The sequence below is a fragment of the Streptomyces sp. NEAU-W12 genome (genome assembly GCF_026242095.1).
GTDB lineage: Bacteria > Actinomycetota > Actinomycetes > Streptomycetales > Streptomycetaceae > Streptomyces.
Window position 1 is genome coordinate 1 of sequence record NZ_JAPJDM010000028.1, and the last position, 18,427, is coordinate 18,427.

An 18,427-nucleotide genomic window follows, 5' to 3' on the forward strand; every position below is an offset into this window, starting at 1 on the left:
GACTGGGTTGATAGGCCGGATATGGAAGCACGGTAACGTGTGGAGTTGACCGGTACTAATAGGCCGAGGGCTTGTCCTCAGTTGCTCGCGTCCACTGTGTTGGTTCTGAAACCACGAACAACCCCGTGTTCCGTCGGTGTGCCGGCGGGGTGCGGTGCGGTTGTCTGTTTCATAGTGTTTCGGTGGTCATAGCGTAGGGGAAACGCCCGGTTACATTCCGAACCCGGAAGCTAAGCCTTACAGCGCCGATGGTACTGCAGGGGGGACCCTGTGGGAGAGTAGGACGCCGCCGAACAATTCTTGAGGGGAAAGCCCCGTGCCATCCGGCACGGGGCTTTCTGCGTTTGGGGCCGGTTTTATGACGGCTCCACCAGCTTGGTGTCGTAGGCCAGGATGACTGCCTGGATGCGGTCCCTCGAACCCGTCTTCGCGAGGATGCGGCCCACGTGGGTCTTCACCGTCGATTCGGCGAGGTGGAGACGGGTGGCGATCTCCGTGTTGGTCCAGCCCTGGCCGATGACGGTGAGGATCTCGCGTTCGCGTTCGGTGAGGGAGCCCAGGCGGGGGTCGGTGAGCGGGGCCGTGGGCGTGGAAGGGTCCTGGCCGGTCGGTGCCGGCAAGTGGTGGGCGTAGGCGTCGAGGAGACGGCGGGTCAGGCCGGGCGCGACGACCGCGTCTCCGGTGGCCACGGAGCGGATGCCGGAGAGGAGGTCCTCCGGCTGGGCGTCCTTGACGAGGAAGCCGGAGGCGCCGGCGCGGAGGCCTGCGTAGGCGTACTCGTCGAGGTCGAACGTCGTGAGGATGAGGACGCGGGTGCGGTCGCCGGAGGCGACGATGCGGCGGGTGGCCTCGATGCCGTCCATGCCGGGCATGCGGATGTCCATCAGGATGACGTCGGGGTGCAGTTCGGCGGTCATACGGATCGCTTCGCTGCCGCCCGCCGCCTCGCCGAGGACCGTCATGTCGTCCTGGCTCTCCAGCAGCATGCGGAAGCCGAAGCGCTGGAGGGGCTGGTCGTCGGCGATGAGGACGGTGGTCACTGCGGGGGTTCCTCCGGAAGGTGCAGGTGGACGCGCCAGCCCTGTTCGGGGTGGGGGCGTGGACCGGCCTCAAGTGTGCCGCCGTACAGGGAGCTTCGCTCGCGCATTCCGGGGAGACCGCGGCCGTCGGCGGGAGCGTGGTGCGCTGCGGTACCGGTGTCGGTGATCGTGGCTGTGACGGCGCCCCGGTCGCCGTAGGCGAGGGCGATCTCGGCGATGGCGTTCGGGCCGGCATGCTTGAGGGTGTTGGTGAGGGCTTCCTGGATGACGCGGTAGACGGTGAGCTGGCGGCCTGCGGGGAGGCCGGGGCGGCCTTCGACGGTGGTGTGGACGGGGAGGCCCGCGGCGCGGACGCCGCTGATGAGCTGCTCGAGGTCGGTGAGCGTGGGCTGGGGAGCCAGCTCGGCGGCGTGAGCCGGCTGGTCCTCGTCCCGGAGGACGTCCAGGAGGCGGCGGAGTTCGCTCATGGCCTGGCGGCTGGTGGTGCCGATGGCGTCCAGGGCCTGGGCGGCGCGTTGTGGGGACTTGGTGGCCGCGTACTTGCCGCCGTCGGCCAGGCCGGTGATGACGGAGAGGTTGTGGCCGATGATGTCGTGCATCTCGCGGGCGATGCGGGCACGTTCGGCGGCGGCTGCCAGCTGGGCCTGCTGGTCGCGTTCGGTTTCGAGGCGTTGGGCGCGGTCTTCCAGGGCCTCGGTGTGGTTCCGGCGGGTGCGGACCGTGACGCCGATGAGGGCCGCCACGACGACGGACGTCAGCTGCGAGCCGATCTGCTGACTCCATTCGCCCTCCCCGTAACGGACCGTGGAGACCGCGACCGGGGTGAGGACGAGCACGGTCGCCCACCACAGGGTGCGCAGCGGGAGGCGCAGGGCGATGTGGTGGACGACGACGAGTTGCAGATGGGCCGCCTGGAGGGCGGCGCCGGTCCAGGCGTTGACCAGGGCGAACGGGGCCATGGCGAGCAGGACCGCCGCGGGGTGGGTGCGGCGCCGCAGGAGAGGGACGGACAGGCCGAGACTCAGGACGAGCAGGAGCCGGCCGGGGGTGTCCGGGTTGTGGGTGACGTTGCGCCAGCCGTCGCCCGCGTAGTCGACGAGGGCGGCTGTCACCCAGAAGCCGGTGAAGTGCAGGTCCCACAGCAGCGGGTGCCGCCGGTCGAAGGCGCGCACCCGCCGGGTGACGCGTTGGACGTACCGGGTGAGGGGTTCTGCGACGCGTTGCTCGCCGGTGGGCTTGTCCTCCCCCGCCTCCCTCGTCCCCGGTGCTGTCGTCCTCGTCGTATCCGTCGCCACGTGGTCCATGGTGGTCGGTCCGTCCGCCGGGCGGGAGAGTGAGGGGGACAAGTGAGCCGGCCACCGACTGGAGGACCGGGCGGGACACGTCGGGTGCCGCGGTGTCAGACGCCCCGGCGGGACGGGGGCACCGCCGCTGCCGCGAGGGGGCCGCCGCCCGCGTCCCCCACGGCCGGCGGCCGTGGTGTCCGGTGCGTCCCTGTGCCGTGGTCATGCTTCGATGTTCGTCCGCGCGAGGACGGTGGGCGTCGGACCGCGGGGGGTGTCCCGGGCGAGGGTGGTCGTACCCGGGTACTACGGGTGCCCGGCCGGCCGGCGGTTCATCCGGGCCGTCGGTGTGGGCGCGTCGCGCACCCCGTCCTCTCCTGTGCGGAGGTGCCGAAGGGCCCGAGGATTTCCCGGATGACGTGCCGGGCGTTGGCTGAGACGACCGGATGGGTCGTCCGGTCGTACGGCAGCTGGATGACCGCCATGGACAGCGCCCAGCCCCGGCTTCGGGCCCAGGTCGCGTCGTCCACGTCCACCGCCTCGCGGTAGGTCCGCCGCGCAGGGGCCGGCAGCGGGTTCCAGGCGGGGACGAGGTCGGTGGCGGGTTCGCCCATGCCCACGGTGCCGAAGTCGATGACGGCCGGGGCGCGGTCGCCGGTGAGCAGCAGATTGCTCGGCATGAGGTCGGAGCGCGTCCAGCGGGCCGGGCCCGTCCACGCCGGTGCCGCGAGTGCCTCGTTCCAGGCCGCGGTGATCTCGTCGGCGTCGAAGGGTTCGTCGGTGTGGCGCAGCACCTCGATCGCCGCCCGCACCTCCTGGTCCTGGGTGGCCAGTGGCCTGCCCCGGTGCGCGGGCGGACCGTCGGGGAGGACGATTCCGCGGAAGGCCACCGCGAACCCTGCGAGGTCACGGGCCACGATCTCGGGCTCGACCAGAGCACCCTCCACCGGGTCGCGGCCTTCGATCCACCGGTGCACCGCCCAGGCCAGGAGGCACCCTCCGCCCGGGGCGCCGGTCGCCACCCCCTCCGGAATCGGCAGCGGTAGCAGCGGCGCCAGCCGGGGGAGCAGCCGTGCCTCCCTCGCGATGGCCCCGGCGCCGCCCCGGCGCAGTGGCAGCCGGACCGTCAGGTCCTCGCCGAGCCGGTAGATCGCGTTGACCGTGCCTCCGGAGGCGGGCCGGATGATCGGCGGGTCCACCCACCGGGGAACCGGGCGCGCAGCAGCCGCCGGACCAGGCCGGCATCGGCCTCGGCTTCGTCCGCGTGCATCCTGCCCATGCACCCACCAGGTCTCTCGGCTCCGGACAGGATCGCCGCGCGGCCGGACCGTGACCGAAAGTTCTTGCCCGTCGGCCTCGTTGCTGCAACTGCCTTGATCCAGAAGGGTGTTGGGTGAAGTGGTGTCTTGCCGAGGTGGCCGTGCCGCTGGAGGGGAGACCGGGCGAGCGCGAGATCGGGATGGTCGTCGAGTGCTGAGCGGCACCGGACACCGGCACCGGACACCGGCACCGGTCCCGGTGCCGGGACGGCCGCTGTCGGCACGGGTCAGGTGGTCCGGAGGGCGTGGCGGGGGAAGGTGACTCCCGTCAGGTCTTCGGAAGCCTCCCACAGGCGGCGGGCCACCTCGGCGTCCTGCGCCTTCGCCGAGCGGCCGACCAGTTCCGGGGTGCCGCGGGTCTCCATGAAGCCGCTCGGGCCCGCGTAGCTGTTGCCGGGGAGGTCGGCGACGGCCGCGTAGAGGGTGGGGAGGGCGCCGGTGTCCTCGCTCTGTGTGAGGAGGCCTGCCACCGCGGTCTTCACACGGTGGCGGATCCGTCCCCGGCCGTCGTACCTCAGCAGGTTGGTGGCCGCGAGGCCCGGGTGTGCGGCGGTGGCGATGACCGGGGAGCCGACTTCGGTGAGCCGGCGCTGGAGTTCCGAGGTGAACAGCAGGTTGGCGAGCTTGGACTGGGCGTACGCGGGCATCGCCCGGTACGGCCTGCGCTCCCAGTTGAGGTCGTCGAAGTCGATCGAGCCCATCTTGTGGCCGTTGGACGAGAGGGTGACGACCCGGCCCCGGATCCGCGGCAGGAGGAGGTTGGTGAGCGCGAAGTGGCCCAGGTGGTTGGTGCCGAACTGCAGCTCGAAGCCGTCGGCGGTGCGGGAGAAGGGCGGGATCATCACGCCCGCGTTGTTGATCAGCACGTCGACGGGGTCGGGGAAGTCCTCGGCGAACGCGTGCACCGAGGAGAGGTCGGCGAGGTCGAGCCGGCGGACCTCGGTGTGGCCGGATGCCCCGGCGGCTGCCTCGCGCCCTTTCCCGGTGTCGCGTACGGCGAACACGACGCGTGCGCCCTTGGCGGCGAGGACGCGGGCGGCGACGCGGCCGATTCCGCTGTTCGCGCCGGTGACGACGATCGTGCGGCCCGTCATGGCCGGAATGTCCGCGGTGGAGAACGCTGAGGGTGCCATGAGCCACAAAGTAGACGCTGACAACAAAGTAGTCAATGGATACACGCTGTTAGGGTGGGGTCATGTCAGACGTGACCGCGGATGCCGCCGAAGAGAGGCCCTACCATCACGGCAACCTCCGGGCCGCCCTGCTCGACGCGGCCGCGCGCGGCCTGCGGGAGCGTGGCGCGGACCAGCTGTCGCTGCGCGACCTGGCTCGGGAGGTCGGCGTCAGCCACGCCGCGCCGCGTCGGCACTTCCCGGACCGCCAGGCACTGCTCGACGCGCTCGCCGAGGACGGGTTCGCCCGGCTGGACGCAGCGCTGCGCACCCCGCCGACGGGCCCGGACGAGGACTTCCCGTCGCGCGTACGGGCCGTCATGACGGCCTACACCCGCTTCGCCACCGAGAACGCGGCGCTCCTCGAGCTGATGTACACCAGCAAGCACCGGCCGGGTGCGGAGCGGATCGTCAAGGCGGCGGAAGCGCCGTTCGGGCTCATGAACGACCTGATCATCCAGGGCCAGGAGCAGGGGGCGCTCCAGGCGGGCGAACCCGAGCGGATCGGGATCGTCCTGTTCGCGACCCTCCAGGGCATCGCTTCGATCACCAACGGCAACATCGTCCGGCCGGAACTGCTCGACGGGCTGGTGGAGACCGCCGTCGAGCAGTTCCTGCGCGGTGCCCGCCCGCTTGCGTGAGGCTCCTGACGCAAGCGGGCGGGCACAGCAGAAGCTCACAGTGGCTCTTCTTCCCCGGCTGTCAGCCCGGACAGCCCGTGGACCCGGTCGGCCTTCGAGTCCACGGGCGCGAGATCGGCGTCCCTGCGCAGCGCGGCAGGACCTCCGCGATCCGTCAGCTCGTTCTCCAGGCCCCGGCCCCCGTCATCGCGAAGGCACTCGGCTGTCACGACGGAACCGCCCCTCACCTGGTCACCGAAGCCGGCGGGCCCTGGAGCGGGTACGCCCTCGGCGGTCACCAGCGGTGGAGCGCGGGTGCTCACGCCGGGTCCGTTGAGCCTCGCTCGTCCTCAACGTGGACGCCGTGAAGTCCAGTGCAGTACCGAGGTCGTTCCGGCTTCGTCGTCCGTGGGCTCTTGAGCCGGCCGACCGGAGCCGACCGACGGGCGGGGAGCAGTTCAACGCACCAGGCCCGACTCCCACGCCCACGCCGCGATCTCCACACGGTTGCGGGCGCCGAGCTTGCTCTGGATGTTGCTGAGGTGCGCCTTGACCGTACCGGTGCTGATGTGGAGCCCGGCGGCGATCTCCGCGTTGGTGTGTCCCCGGGCCACCAGGCCGACGACGTCCTCCTCCCGCTGGGACAGCGCCCCGCCGGGTGGCCGGGCCCGCTGCCGGGCCGGTTCGGTGAACCGCTGGAGCAGCCGCACCGTGACGGACGGGCTGATCAGCGCCTCGCCCAGGGCTGCCGACCGTACGGCCTCCGCCAGCAGCCGGGGCCCGGCGTCCTTCAGCAGAAAGCCGCAGGCACCGCCCCGCAGCGCGTGGTGCACGTACTCGTCGTCGTCGAAGGTCGTCACCATCACCACCCTCGGCACGTGAACCACCCCGGGGCGGGTGAGCAGCCGCAGCGCCTCCAGGCCGTCGAGTCGGGGCATCCGGATGTCCATCAGCACGACGTCCGGGCGGTGCCGGGCCACCTGCTCGACCGCTTCCAGGCCGTCCCGGGCCTGCGCGACGACCTCGATGCCGTCCTCGGCCGCGAGGATCATGGCCATGCCCGTACGGACGATGGCCTGGTCGTCCGCGATCAGCACACGGATCGTCGTCATCCGGTCCCGCCTCTCCCGGCGCGGAGGCCTGCGGCACGGCCGTCACCCGCATCGCCGTGGGACGCGGCCGAAGCGCCGGGGAACGAGGCAGCCACCGTCCAACCACCCCTGTCGTCGCCCCCGCCCCCGTCGCCACCCCCGGGACCGGCCCGGAAAGTTCCGCCGGCCAGGGCGACCCGCTCGCGCAGCCCTCGCAGTCCGTAGCCGTTCCCGCTCCTGCCGCTCCTGCCGCTCCCACCGCCCGGGGCGCGTCGGCCGTCTCCGTCGTCGCGGATCTCGACGTCGACCGCTCCTTCGGGCCCGGCGGTCAACAGCACCTCGACCGTGCCGCAGCCGTGGGAGTGCCTGGCCACATTGGTCAGGGCCTCCATCACCACCCGGTGGATGCTGCTCGCCACCTCCGCCGGTATGCCGTCGAGCGGGCCCCGCTCGACGAGCCGGATACGCGCCCCCGGGTACGCGAAGCCGCCGACCAGGGACCGGACCCCGTCGAGCCCGCTGTCCACAGGCAACGGAACCCCCGCGCCGGCTCCCGCCCCGACCCCGGATTCCTCTCTCAGGGCGCCCACCATCCGCCGCATGGACTCCAGTGCCTCGGCGCCGGTCCGCTCTATGAGTTCCAGGGCGGGCTCCACCAGCTCGGGGTTCTTCGCCGCGACGGCCCGGGCGCCCTGGGCCTGGACGACGATGCCCGTCACATGGTGGGCGACGAAGTCGTGCAGGTCCCGGGCGAAGTCCACCCGCTGGTCGAGCCGGACCCGCTCGTCCCGCTGCTCCCGGGCGGCCACCACCAGCCGGGCGGTGAGCCCTGCGGCGAGCGCGGCGCTGGTGAGCAGGGTGAGGAAGAGCGCGACGGTCGTACTGCCCTCCTGTACCCGGATCGCCAGCGGTCGCAGCACCACGGCGGCGGTGAGCAGGGGCACCCCGAGCCCGGCTCCCAGGGGTGTGACCCGGCGCGCGGAGAACAGCAGCAGGACGAGCAGGGCCACGGGCTCGAAAGCCCCGTACGCGGACGAGGCCGCCGGGCCGAGGTCCCCCGCCCCGTCCGAACGGAGGCGGAGAGCCGACGAGCACCCCAGCGAGACGGCCCCCGCCCCGCAGGCGGCCCATGCGACGCCGGCCGCCGACAGCCGCGGAAGCAGCACCAGGGCGACCGCGGCCACGGCGGCCGAGATCAGCAGCGGGGTGCCGGTGACCGGCTGCCGGAACGTGCCCATCCGCAGGTCCAGCAGCACCGCCGCCACCGCGGCGCAGGCCGTGATGACGCCCCCCGCCTTGGCGAGGGCCGCCGCACGACTGGAGGAGAGGGGCGAGCACAGCATGCCCCGAAGATATCCGCAGGCCGGGCGGTCCGGCCTCGGCCGAAAGTCATAGCCGCACGACGACGGACCGGCCTTTCAGCAGATACGGCAGGCGTGTGGCCGGCGGCAGAGTCGTCATCGTCAACCCGTCGTCGCCCGACGGCCCCCGTCGCCCAGCCTGCGAGGACCCCACCATGAACGTGTCATTCCAGATCGGCGCCCCCCTCGTGCTCGGGCCGCTGCTCGCGGCATACGCCGTCGTCCTCGCCCTCCGTGCGCGGCGCGGGACGGCGGGGAGCACCGGGCGGTACGCGGTGCTCCGCTTCACCGTCGTGCTGTACGCGGCGGCGGTGCTGTCCATCACCGTCTTCCCGCTGAACGTCACCTGGGGCGAATACGCGAACCTGATGCCCTGGTACAGCCAGGTGAACTGGCTTCCCCTGCTCACCATGGACGTCAGTGCCCTGCCCAACGTCGTCATGCTGGTCCCGCTGGGCCTGCTGTTCCCCCTCGTCTCGTCGCGGGCCGCCTCGGCGGGGCGCGTCACCGTGCTGACCGCGATAGCCAGCGCGGCGATCGAGAGTGCGCAGATGCTCTCGTACGTCGTCTTCAACAACGGCCGGTCGGTCGACATCAACGACCTGATCGCCAACACGCTCGGCGGTTTGATCGGCTGGGCGCTGTTGCGGGCCGCGCTCCGCACGGAGTCGCTGGGCGGTGCACTGCGCGGCGCCGCCCTGCCCGGTTCGGCCGTCGCCCTCGGCACGGCGGACCCGTCGCGCCGTTCTCCCGCCTCGGTCACGGGCTGACGCCGCTCTCCTGCTCCGGTCACGGGCTGACGTACGAAAGGGCCGGGGGACGACGTGCGGGGAGGACGGGAAGGCGGGCACGTCGGCGCACGTACTCCGTTGCGGCTGCCTCGTCCGGGCCGATGGGCCGTTTCGCAAGGAACAAGTCTTCGGCCGTTGTGCGAAGACGCACTCGCGCACCGGCCCGGGCTGGTGAGTCCACGGCAGTCGTGACCGCGGCGAGCGCGTCGTACGCGCGCCGCACGACTTGTCCCGAGTCGTCACCATGTACAGCGTCCGCGAGCGCGTCGTACGCGCGCCGCACGACGGTCCGGCCGATGATGTCCACGTTGGACCTCGCCGTGAGCGGCACGCCCGGCAGACCTCGTCGCCGGAGGGTGCGGCCGGCGGGACGATGCGTTCGGTGGCTCGCCACGGCGTTCCCCCCCGTGAAGGACCTCGGACATCCCGGCAGCGAGGGCCGACCCGGCCTCGAGGCCGGCGACGCAGCCCGACGAACACCCACGGTGCCAAGCGGGCTGCGCCCCCAAGGCATACGCGACACCTCCCCGTGCGAGCTCACCAGTCCCCGGGCCGATCTCGGCATCTGCCATTTGCCTAAAGCTATTAGGTAAATGCATAATGCTTGTCGTCGACCGGGAGGAAGATCATGGTTCGAGCAGGGTTGACCCCGGAGCGCCTGACCCGGGCGGGGGCGGAACTGGCCGACGAGGTCGGCTTCGACCAGGTGACCGTCTCGGCGCTCGCCCGGCGGTTCGACGTCAAGGTCGCGAGTCTGTACTCGCACCTGAAGAACTCCCAGGACCTCAGGACCAGGATCGCCCTGTTCGCGTTGGAGGAACTCGCCGACCGGGTCGCCGCCGCCCTGGCCGGGCGAGCCGGCAAGGACGCCCTGGCCGCCTTCGCGGATGCCTACCGCGACTACGCCCGGGAGCATCCCGGTCGCTACGCCGCCGCCCGGCTCAGGCTCGATCCCGAGACGGCGGCCGCCAGTGCGGGGGTGCGGCACGCGCAGATGACGCGGGCGATCCTGCGCGGCTACGACCTGGCGGAGCCGGACCAGACGCACGCGGTCCGGATGCTGGGCAGCGTCTTCCACGGCTACGTCAGCCTGGAGGCGGCCGGGGGCTTCAGCCACACCGCCGTCGACTCGCAGGAATCCTGGGCCTGGATCCTGGATTCCCTCGACGCCCTGCTGCGAAACCGGACCACGCCCTGACCGGCGGGGGCCGTGCCGCCGCAGGCGGTCCACCGCGCCGCGCACCGGCGCGTACCCGAACCCATCCGGAAATCCTGATCAACAGGCTGGGGCAATGAGCAATGAGCGCTGAGCACGACTGGGTCATCACACCCGTCACCGCGGACATGCTGCGCGGTTTCCTCGACGTGGAACCGACCGCGCACGGCCTGCTGCCGCATCGGCTGCCCGCTCGGGCACGTCGGCAGATCCCTGACGAGCAACTGGCCGTGGCCGAGGCCCAGCCCTCCGGCGTGCGGTTGGCCTTCCGCACCCGGGCCACCACCATCGAACTGGACACGCTGCCCACCAAGCGGGTCTACCAGGGTTTCCCGGCTCCGGCGGACGGCGTGTACGACCTGCTGGTCGAGGGCCGACTCGCCGCCCAGGCCACAGTGGCCGGTGGTAACGTCCGCACGGTTGTCGACATGGTCACCCAGTCCGCCGAACTGCGCGAGGGCCCTGCCGGTACCGCCCGGTTCGCCGGCCTGCCGGCGCGCGACAAGGACGTCGAGATCTGGCTTCCGCACACGGAGATCACCGAGCTGATCGCCCTGCGCACCGATGCCCCGGTGGAGCCGGCACCGGACCGCGGGCGCAGGGTGTGGCTGCACCACGGCAGTTCCATCAGCCACGGCTCGAACGCCTCCCACCCGACCGCTGTCTGGCCGGCCCTGGCCGCGGCCCGGGGCGGCGTGGAACTGGTCAACCTGGGATTCAGCGGCAGCGCGCTGCTCGACCCGTTCACCGCCCGTGCGATGCGGGACGCCCCCGCGGACCTGATCAGCCTCAAGATCGGCACGAACATCGTCAACGCCGACGTGATGCGCCTGCGCGCCTTCACCCCCGCGGTCCACGGCTTCCTCGACACCATCCGCGAGGGGCATCCGACCACGCCGCTGCTGGTCGTGTCCCCCACTCTGTGCCCGGTCCAGGAGGACACTCCCGGCCCCCTCGTGCCCGACTTCGACGGCAGGACCCTGCGGTTCAAGGCCACGGGCGACCCCGCCGAACGCGCCGCCGGGCGCCTGACGCTCAACGTCATCCGTGACGAAATCGCCCGGATCGTCGGACAGCGGGCGGCCGACGACACGAACCTGCACTACCTCGACGGCCGTGACCTCTACGGCGAGAAGGACTACGCCGAACTGCCACTGCCCGACGAGATCCACCCCGACCCCGCAGGACACCGCCGCATCGGCGAGAACTTCGCGCGGCTCGTGTTCGGCGACGGCGGCCCCTTCGCCGCCAGGACCGGCTGACCACACCGCGGTCACGCGGACCGCGGTCGCTCCGCGGCCTCGCTGATGCCGGGGGAGTCCCCGCCCGCGCGGTCGACGCGGGCGCCGGTTGCCGGGCGCGGGCACATGAGGCCGGCTGTGGTGGTGGTGGCGGCGAGCGGGGCGACGAGGGCGCCGGTGCTGTCGAGACCGTCCGGCAGGGTGCCGCCGAGGGCGATGACGGACGTTGCCGGGAGTGCTTCAGCGAACTCGGGCCCGGACCCGCGGGGCCGGGGGAGAGCCCCGCAGGACCGGGGGAGAGCCCGGAGTACCGGACCGGCCCGCCCTCGCGCTGGCCGGACAGCACGATGACCGGTGCCCGGTGGACACCACCGGGATCACGGACCTCTCCGGCGAGGAGAACGCACCGGGCGTCAGAACGCACCTCGCCGCAGGCGTCGCGCGAAACCGATCGTCTTCATCGGTAACCGCTGTACCGGTTCTCCTCGAGGCCGAGGCCGTCGTGCGGCCAGCGGGCCCGGGACTGTTCGCGGGAGCGGAGGAGGGCCAGGACGGGCATGCCCCGGTCCGGGCCGGTGGCGAGCAGGTCCGGGAGCTGGGGGAGCGGGGCCACGGCCGCCACGTCGTCCAGGACCAGCGTGAATGGTGGGTCGAGCCGACCGGAGGATGACCGTTCGGCCATGCGCCGGCCGTGCTCGACCACGCTTGCGGTGAGGGCTGTCAGCAGCGGCATCGCACCCGGACGGGTGCGGGGGTCCTCGACGGACTCACCCACCACATAAAGTGTGCCCCCTTCGTGGACGAAGGAATCCAGGGCGAGCGCATCAGTTCGGTCGGGTGTGCAGGCCTCGCGGACGTTGACCGTCGACAGGGCCGACAGCGCACGCGTCGTCAGCTGCTGGGCGATGTCCCGGCGTTCCGGGTGGGCGGTGAGCGTCGACTCCAGTTCGCCGGCGGCGCCCGGGGCGGCCTTCGGGCTGGTGCGCAGGATGCGCACCGCGTCCTGGACCCGGGTGCCCTGCGCCCAGCGGTGGACGTGGCGGACGGTACGGCCGTCGACGGCGGCGGCGTGCAGGTAGCAGCGCAGGAGGGTCTGCGCGGTGTCGCTGACGGCCTGGTCGAGCCGGGAGGCGGGGCGGACCGGGGCCAGCAGGGCGGCGGCGCGCGCGACGGCCGTGTCCCTGTCCTCGCAGCCGCTGGTGGGTGACCAGTGGAGGCGGGCCGGGGTGTCGCAGCGGTGGGTCGGGTCGTAGAGGTGGGTGGGGCCGAGCTTGGCCCGCGCGTCCTTCGTCTCCTCCCAGAGGGCGGGGTTCGAGGTGAGGACGAGGGCGGGGCCCTCGGCGTCCCGCACGGCCGTGGCGGCGGTGGTACGGCGGGTCTCCGGGGGACCGTAGAACACCGGGTCGGAGGGGGCGTGGAAAGTCGGCGGCAGGGGCGGGAGGGCTTCGGCGGGGGTGGCTCGCGCTTCCTGCGGCGGGGCCGTGACGGGGAGCGGTTCCACCGCCCGTTCCCGGTCCCGGACCGGAGCCCGGTCCCGTTCCAGGCCCCCGTCCCGGTCCCGGCCCTCGTCCAGGCCCCGGTCCCGTTCCAGGCCTCGGCCCGAGTCCCGGCCCCGGCTCCGGTCCGGTTCCCGTGCGGGCTCGGGTGCCGTTCTCGGGGTCGGTACCTCGTGCCGGACCGACTCCGGCGAAGGTTCCGGCTTCGCCGTGGAGACCGTCGAAGCCCTCGACGCCGCGCGCCCCGCCGCGCGCTCCGCCTTCTGCCGGGCCCGCACCGCCCGCCACCGGGCCACCGTGCCCAGGACGAAGACGGTGAGGACGACCAGCAGCATCAACTGGCCGATGAACAGGCCCCAGAACAGCCCGTACCCCGAGAGGGCGGAGGCCGGGGCGTCCGGCCAGGCGCCCGGGATGTCGTGGGGCTGGGAGACGAGGTGGCGTATGGCGACCGGGGTGCGGGTGAAGGTGACGCCGGGGGGCCAGGAGCCGCGGGCGAAGAGGCCCGCGAGGCCCGTGGCCGTCCACACCATCAGGGTGATGCCGAGCAGGAACGCGAGCAGCCCGACCAGCAGCCCGTCCGGGACGCCGCCCTGGCCGTTCCGTGGCTGGCCCTGTCCGCCGCCGTGACCGTCCGGTCCCACGTCGGTTCCCTTCCCCCTACGCCACCGTCGATTCGGAGTCGCCGATGTGCTGTTCCACGAAGGCCGCCGCCCGTTGCTCCGCCTCCAGCTCGGCGGCGCGCAGGGCGTCGTCCGCGGCGGCGAGTTCGACGGAGGACTCGGTCATCGCGCGGTCGGTGAAGACCAGCGGGCGTTCCGTCTCGGTGATGAGGTGCTTGACCACCTGCACGTTGCCGTTGACGTCCCAGACCGCGATGCCCGGGGTGAGCGAGGGGATGATCTCCACCGCCCACCGGGGCAGCCCCAGCACTCTGCCCGTCGCCCGTGCCTCGTCGGCCTTCTGGGCGTAGATGGTCCGGGTCGACGCCATCTTGAGGATGGCCGCCGCCTCCTTCGCCGCCGCCCCGTCCACCACGTCGGACAGGTGGTGGACGACCGCGACGAACGACAGGCCGAGCCTCCGCCCGAACTTGAGCAGCCGCTGGAACAGCTGCGCCACGAACGGGCTGTTGATGATGTGCCAGGCCTCCTCGACCAGGAAGATGCGCTTCTTGCGGTCGGGGCGGATCCAGGTGTGCTCCAGCCAGACACCGACGATCGCCATCAGGATCGGCATGGCGATGGAGTTGCGGTCGATGTGGGACAGGTCGAAGACGATCAGCGGCGCGTCCAGGTCGATGCCGACCGTCGTCGGGCCGTCGAACATGCCGCGCAGGTCACCGTCGACGAGCCGGTCGAGCACCAGGGCGACGTCCAGGCCCCAGGCCCGTACGTCGTCTATGGCGACGTTCATCGCCTCCGCCGACTCCGCCTCCGGGTGGCGCAGGCGCTCCACGATGTCGGTGAGGACCGGCTGGCGTTCGACGATCGTCTCGGTGACGAAGGCGTGCGCGACCTTCAGCGCGAAGCCGGCGCGTTCGTCCAGACCGTGCCCCATCGCGACCTCGATGATGGTGCGCAGCAGGGCGAGCTGGCCGGTCGTGGTGATCGACGGGTCGAGCGGGTTGAGCCGGATGCCGTGGTCCAGGGCGGCCCTCGGGTCCAGCCGGATGGGAGTGATGCCGAGTTCCTGCGCGATGAGGTTCCACTCGCCGACGCCGTCCTCGCCCTGCGCGTCCAGGACGACGACCTGGCGGTCGCGGAAGCGCAGCTGGCGCATGACGTACGTCTTCTCCAGCGCCGACTTGCCGTTGCCGGACTCGCCGAGGACCAGCCAGTGCGGTGCGGGGAGCTGCTGGCCGTAGAGCTGGAACGGGTCGTAGATGTAGCCCTTGCCGGAGTAGACCTCGCGGCCGATGATGACGCCGGAGTCGCCGAGGCCGGGGGCGGCGGTCGGGAGGTAGACGGCCTGCGCCTGGCCCGTGGAGGTGCGCACCGGCAGCCGTGTCGTCTCGACCTTGCCGAACAGGAACGACGTGAAGGCGTCGGTGACGACGGACAGCGGATCCCGCATCAGGACTCAGCCCCTACCTTCGAATGCCGGTGGCGAACGGGAGTGTGTTCACGAAGGCGCGGTGGTGCTCGCGGTCGCACCACTCCAGCTTCAGGTACGACTTCCCCGCCGACGCCCTGATGGTCCGCTTGTCGCGGGCCAGCGCCTCGGGGGTGCGGGAGGAGACGGTGATGTAGCCGACCAGGTTGACGCCGGCCGCGCCGCTGGCGAGGTCCTCGCCGCGCTGGTCGAGGCGGCCGTGGGCGGCGATGTCGCGCGGGTCGACCGTGCGGTTCATCTTCGCGGCGCGGGACGCCTCGGCCTCGTCGTTGGTCTTCTCCGTCAGCATGCGCTCGATGGCGACCTCGGTGGGCTCGAGGTCCATCGTCACGGCGACCGTGCGGATCACGTCCGGGGTGTGGACCAGGAGCGGCGCCAGGAAGTTGACGCCCACCGGGGTCATCGGCCACTCCTTCACCCAGGCCGTGGCGTGGCACCAGGGGGCGCGGGTGGAGGACTCGCGGGTCTTGGCCTGGAGGTAGGTGGGCTCCATGGCGTCGAGCTCGGCCGGCCAGGCGTTGCGCTTGGTCATCGCCTGGATGTGGTCGATCGGGTGGTCCGGGTCGTACATGGAGTGGATCAGCGAGGACAGGCGGCTCTGGCCGAGCGGCTGCCGGACGCGGATGTCGGCCTCCTGGAGCCGGGAGCAGATGTCGGTCAGCTCACGGGCCATGACGACGGCCAGCCCCGCGTCCCGGTCCACCTTGCCGCGCCCCTGGGCGCGCATCGCGCGCGCCATCGCGTTGGCCTCGGCGGCCAGGTCGCGCGTGTAGTGCATACAGGCGACGAGGTACGCGCGGTGCTGCTCGCTGCTGGTCGACACCATCGACTGCAGCTGGTCGTAGGACTGCTGGAGCCACGGCGGCGCCTTGTCGTCCCCACGCTGCGAGACGTCCTTGGCGTGCGCGTCGGGGTCGGCGGGCAGCGTACGGGCGAGCATCTGGATGCGGGTGACGAAACCGTCGCCGTTGGCCACGTGCTTGAGCAGCGTGCCGAAGCGGTCGACGAGCGCCTCCTGGTCCTCCGAGTCGCGCAGGCCCACGCCGGGGCCCTCGATCTCGATGGCGGCGGTCACCGTCTTGCGGTCCGCGTGCAGCTGCACGGCGATCTCGTCGGGCCCGAACGGGGCGGCGAGCCAGGTGATCCGGCCGATCCCCGGCGGCGGGCCGACCTCGACCTCCCGGCCGTCCAGCCGGGTGCCCGCCTCGACGACACCCGAGCGGTACGTCGTGCCCTGGCGCAGGGTCCGCTTGTAACTGCGGTTGATCTCGAACCATTTGTAGAAGGTGCGGCCCCGGTAGGGGACGTACACGGCCGCCAGCGCGATCATCGGGAGGCCCGCGAGCAGCACGATCCGCAGGGTCAGGACGGGCACGAGCAGACCGGCCATCATGCCGAAGAACGCGCCGACGACGATCAGCGCGATCTCACCGGTCTCGCGATTGCGGCCGACGATCGCGTTCGGCCGGGCGCGGCCGATCAGATACGTACGGCGGGGCGTGACCGGATGGGACACATGGGCTTCGGTCGTCAACGCCCTTCACCTCCCGTGCTGTTGTTGCTGTTGCGGTTCCCGTGGGGCGTGCTCACCGGGCTGCCCCGGCGGGGGGCGGGCGCGGCGGAGGGGACAGCTCCGCCGCTGCCGTTCGAGGTGCGCGCGCTGTGCGCGGCGACTCCGCCGGAGACGGGGTTGGACGGGCGGGCCCCGCCGGACGACTGGCCGCCCCCGCCGCCGTTGTTGTCGGCGCGCGTGCTGTGGGTCTTGATGCCCTGCGCGACCATCGTCGCCGGGGAGGCCATGACCGCCGCGGCCTTGCCTTCGGCGCCCTGCATGAGGCGGTTGCCGCGCGAGTTCGCGATCTCGTCGCCGAAGCCCGGCACGAAGCGGTAGATCATCGCGCTGGCGAAGATGGCCAGCAGGATGATCGCCAGGCCGGACACCACGGCGGAGAACGCGTTCGGGCCGTCCTCGTTGGACAGCGCGCCCGCCAGGCCCAGCACTATCACGATGACCGGCTTCACCAGGATCACCGCGATCATGATGCCCGCCCAGCGCCGGACGTGGCCCCACAGGTTCTTGTCGACCAGACCCGCGTACACGACCGTGCCCAGCAGCGCGCCCACGTAGAGCAGCGCGGCACGGATGACCAGCTCCAGCCACAGCACACCGGCCGCGACGATCGACACCAGCGAGACGACGATCAGCATGATCGGGCCGCCGCCGATGTCCTCGCCCTTCTCCAGGGCGCCGGCGAACGTGCCGAAGAACGTGCTCGTCTGATCGCCGGTCGCCTTCGCCAGCACGTCGGTGACGCCGTCCGTGGCCGACACGATCGTGTAGAGGATCAGCGGGGTGAACGCCGAGGCCAGCACCGTCAGCCACAGGAAGCCGATCGCCTCGGACAGGGCCGTCGTGAGGGGGACGCCCCGCACGGCCCGCTTGGCGACCGCCATCAGCCACAGCAGCAGCGTCAGGATCGTCGACGCGGCGAAGACGACCGCGTACTGCTTGAGGAACGTCGGGTTCGTGTAGTCCACGGCCGCGGTCTCGTCGACGGCGGCACTGAGCTTCTTGATCGTCCAGGAGGCGGCGTCGGCGCAGCCCTGGGCGAGGGAGGCGAGGGGGTCCAGGGCGGAGGTGGGGCTGTCGAGGGTGCCGGCTCCTCCGGAGCCGCCGTCGGTCTCTTCCTCGCAGCGTGCCAGGGCGGGGCCGCGGATCAGGTCGCAGGGATCGTTGCTGTCTTCAGGGGTCGGCGTGGGTGTGGGCGCAGCGACAGCCCGGGTGGCGAGTAGGACCGCAGTGGCCTGTACGACGGCGACAGCGGCTGTGAGCTTGAGGAAGTGGTGGTTAGCGCGCATACGTGAACCCTCCGAACTCCTCAACAGCCTTCGTCATGTCCTCGGCGGTGGAGGCTTGCTGGTCGCGTCCGACTGGAACGGGACCGTCCTTCTGCTGGAAGTCCGTGATCTTCCAGTCGTTTTCGACCCACTTCAGCTGGTACGTGGTCGTGTACCAGCTTTCCGTCACCGGGTTGGTCGACCTCTCGCCGGAGAGACCGAACAGGGACGTGTACCAGACCTCGACAGTGGCATCGTTCTCGGTCGACTTCGTGACCTTGGTTCCCACCGGGATCACACGTGAGATGAAAGTCTGTCCGGCGGGAGCCTTGCCGTCCTTGTCGAGGCCGATGTTCGCCAAGAACTCTTCGCTGGAGTAAGCCCGGTCAAGGTCCGCCTGCCGAGCGGCAGCGACCTCGGGGGTGTAGACGGCCGTGATGATCTCGCGTCGACGGTCCGTGTTGAACAAGTCGGCTGAACCCAGCGCGACGGAATAGTTAGCCGCCGCGCTCTCCGCCCCCTGACGGTCCCGGGCGAAGCCTGAGGGGATGCCGGCGTTCGCCGACCGGACCGGCTTCTCCCCCGAGGGGGCCGTCGCCTCCGCCTTCGGGGAGTCGTCGCCCCCGCCCGATGCGGAATCGTCTCCTCCACGGTTCGCGAAGGCGATCGCGGCGATCAGGAGCACCACCACGCCGACCACCGTGACCAGGCTCCGGGACGACGTACGGCCGCCGCCTCTGCGCCCGCCGCCGTGCTGGCCGCCGCTGTCCGGCATGCGGGTACGGGTCTGGCCCGAGCCGCCGTACCCGCCGGTGTTCTCGTACTCGTCCCCGAGACTCATACC

At 71.8% G+C, this 18,427-nt stretch carries 16 protein-coding genes and 2 rRNA genes; 6 read left to right on the forward strand and 12 right to left on the reverse strand.

Features of this window, described 5'->3' with window-relative positions; translation table 11 throughout:
- Together ORI94_RS28990 and rrf are read left to right on the forward strand one after the other, a co-directional pair.
- Positions 1-79 (forward strand): 23S ribosomal RNA (locus ORI94_RS28990); the annotation flags it as partial.
- 99 nt (positions 80-178) lie between these two features.
- Positions 179-295 (forward strand): 5S ribosomal RNA (rrf, locus tag ORI94_RS28995).
- Between the two features lie 61 nt (positions 296-356).
- On the opposite strand, the gene ORI94_RS29000 is transcribed toward rrf, so the two are convergent.
- The 4 genes from ORI94_RS29000 to ORI94_RS29015 all read right to left on the reverse strand — a co-directional run bounded on the left by ORI94_RS29000 (position 357) and on the right by ORI94_RS29015 (position 4,775).
- Complete coding sequence (locus tag ORI94_RS29000; protein ID WP_266081170.1) at positions 357-1,040, reverse strand: response regulator; 684 nt, start codon at positions 1,038-1,040, stop codon at positions 357-359.
- Positions 1,037-2,344 (reverse strand): sensor histidine kinase, encoded by a 1,308-nt coding sequence (locus ORI94_RS29005; protein ID WP_416237919.1) that lies wholly within the window; start codon positions 2,342-2,344, stop codon positions 1,037-1,039. Before ORI94_RS29005 ends, ORI94_RS29000 begins: the two co-directional genes overlap by 4 nt.
- 311 nt (positions 2,345-2,655) lie before the next feature.
- A complete protein-coding gene (locus ORI94_RS29010) occupies positions 2,656-3,522 on the reverse strand; it encodes an aminoglycoside phosphotransferase family protein (protein ID WP_323056098.1) in 867 nt (288 codons plus the stop codon).
- Between the two features lie 347 nt (positions 3,523-3,869).
- Positions 3,870-4,775 carry an oxidoreductase gene (locus ORI94_RS29015; RefSeq protein ID WP_266081174.1) on the reverse strand — a complete coding sequence of 302 codons (906 nt, stop codon included), beginning with the start codon at positions 4,773-4,775 and terminating at the stop codon, positions 3,870-3,872.
- A 62-nt stretch (positions 4,776-4,837) separates the two neighbouring features.
- Here ORI94_RS29015 and ORI94_RS29020 point away from each other — a divergent pair, with 62 nt between their 5' ends.
- The gene (locus ORI94_RS29020; protein WP_266081177.1) at positions 4,838-5,455 is read left to right on the forward strand and encodes a TetR/AcrR family transcriptional regulator; all 618 of its coding nucleotides are present in this window, start codon (positions 4,838-4,840) and stop codon (positions 5,453-5,455) included.
- A gap of 35 nt (positions 5,456-5,490) precedes the next feature.
- On the opposite strand, the gene ORI94_RS29025 is transcribed toward ORI94_RS29020, so the two are convergent.
- The 3 genes from ORI94_RS29025 to ORI94_RS29035 form a co-directional block, all read right to left on the reverse strand.
- Complete coding sequence (locus ORI94_RS29025) at positions 5,491-5,757, reverse strand: hypothetical protein (RefSeq protein WP_266081179.1); 267 nt, start codon at positions 5,755-5,757, stop codon at positions 5,491-5,493.
- 135 nt (positions 5,758-5,892) lie between these two features.
- Positions 5,893-6,546, reverse strand: a complete 654-nt coding sequence (locus ORI94_RS29030; RefSeq protein ID WP_266081181.1) for a response regulator transcription factor — start codon at positions 6,544-6,546, stop codon at positions 5,893-5,895.
- Positions 6,543-7,868, reverse strand: a complete 1,326-nt coding sequence (locus tag ORI94_RS29035; RefSeq protein ID WP_266081183.1) for a sensor histidine kinase — start codon at positions 7,866-7,868, stop codon at positions 6,543-6,545. The genes ORI94_RS29030 and ORI94_RS29035 overlap by 4 nt, the downstream gene beginning before the upstream one ends.
- A gap of 173 nt (positions 7,869-8,041) precedes the next feature.
- Between ORI94_RS29035 and ORI94_RS29040 the strand changes: the two genes are divergently transcribed.
- The 3 genes from ORI94_RS29040 to ORI94_RS29050 all read left to right on the forward strand — a co-directional run bounded on the left by ORI94_RS29040 (position 8,042) and on the right by ORI94_RS29050 (position 11,155).
- Positions 8,042-8,656, forward strand: a complete 615-nt coding sequence (locus ORI94_RS29040; protein WP_266081185.1) for a VanZ family protein — start codon at positions 8,042-8,044, stop codon at positions 8,654-8,656.
- A gap of 649 nt (positions 8,657-9,305) precedes the next feature.
- Entirely contained in the window at positions 9,306-9,875 is a 570-nt protein-coding gene (locus ORI94_RS29045) for a TetR/AcrR family transcriptional regulator (RefSeq protein ID WP_266081187.1), read from the forward strand.
- 101 nt (positions 9,876-9,976) lie between these two features.
- Positions 9,977-11,155 (forward strand): GDSL-type esterase/lipase family protein, encoded by a 1,179-nt coding sequence (locus ORI94_RS29050; RefSeq protein ID WP_266081189.1) that lies wholly within the window; start codon positions 9,977-9,979, stop codon positions 11,153-11,155.
- Between the two features lie 436 nt (positions 11,156-11,591).
- Here the strand turns inward: ORI94_RS29050 and ORI94_RS29055 are convergent, their stop codons facing one another.
- From ORI94_RS29055 to ORI94_RS29075, 5 genes are read right to left on the reverse strand one after another with little or no spacing between them, the layout of a single operon-like run.
- Complete coding sequence (locus ORI94_RS29055) at positions 11,592-13,274, reverse strand: type VI secretion protein (protein WP_266081191.1); 1,683 nt, start codon at positions 13,272-13,274, stop codon at positions 11,592-11,594.
- Positions 13,275-13,290: 16 nt separating this feature from the next.
- Positions 13,291-14,706 carry an ATP-binding protein gene (locus tag ORI94_RS29060; RefSeq protein WP_042174762.1) on the reverse strand — a complete coding sequence of 472 codons (1,416 nt, stop codon included), beginning with the start codon at positions 14,704-14,706 and terminating at the stop codon, positions 13,291-13,293.
- A 13-nt stretch (positions 14,707-14,719) separates the two neighbouring features.
- Positions 14,720-16,279 carry an SCO6880 family protein gene (locus tag ORI94_RS29065; protein ID WP_266081195.1) on the reverse strand — a complete coding sequence of 520 codons (1,560 nt, stop codon included), beginning with the start codon at positions 16,277-16,279 and terminating at the stop codon, positions 14,720-14,722.
- Complete coding sequence (locus tag ORI94_RS29070; RefSeq protein ID WP_266081197.1) at positions 16,276-17,604, reverse strand: hypothetical protein; 1,329 nt, start codon at positions 17,602-17,604, stop codon at positions 16,276-16,278. Before ORI94_RS29070 ends, ORI94_RS29065 begins: the two co-directional genes overlap by 4 nt.
- Positions 17,594-18,424, reverse strand: coding sequence for a hypothetical protein (locus ORI94_RS29075; RefSeq protein ID WP_266081199.1), 831 nt, complete (start codon positions 18,422-18,424; stop codon positions 17,594-17,596). Before ORI94_RS29075 ends, ORI94_RS29070 begins: the two co-directional genes overlap by 11 nt.
- Positions 18,425-18,427 lie beyond the last annotated feature (3 nt).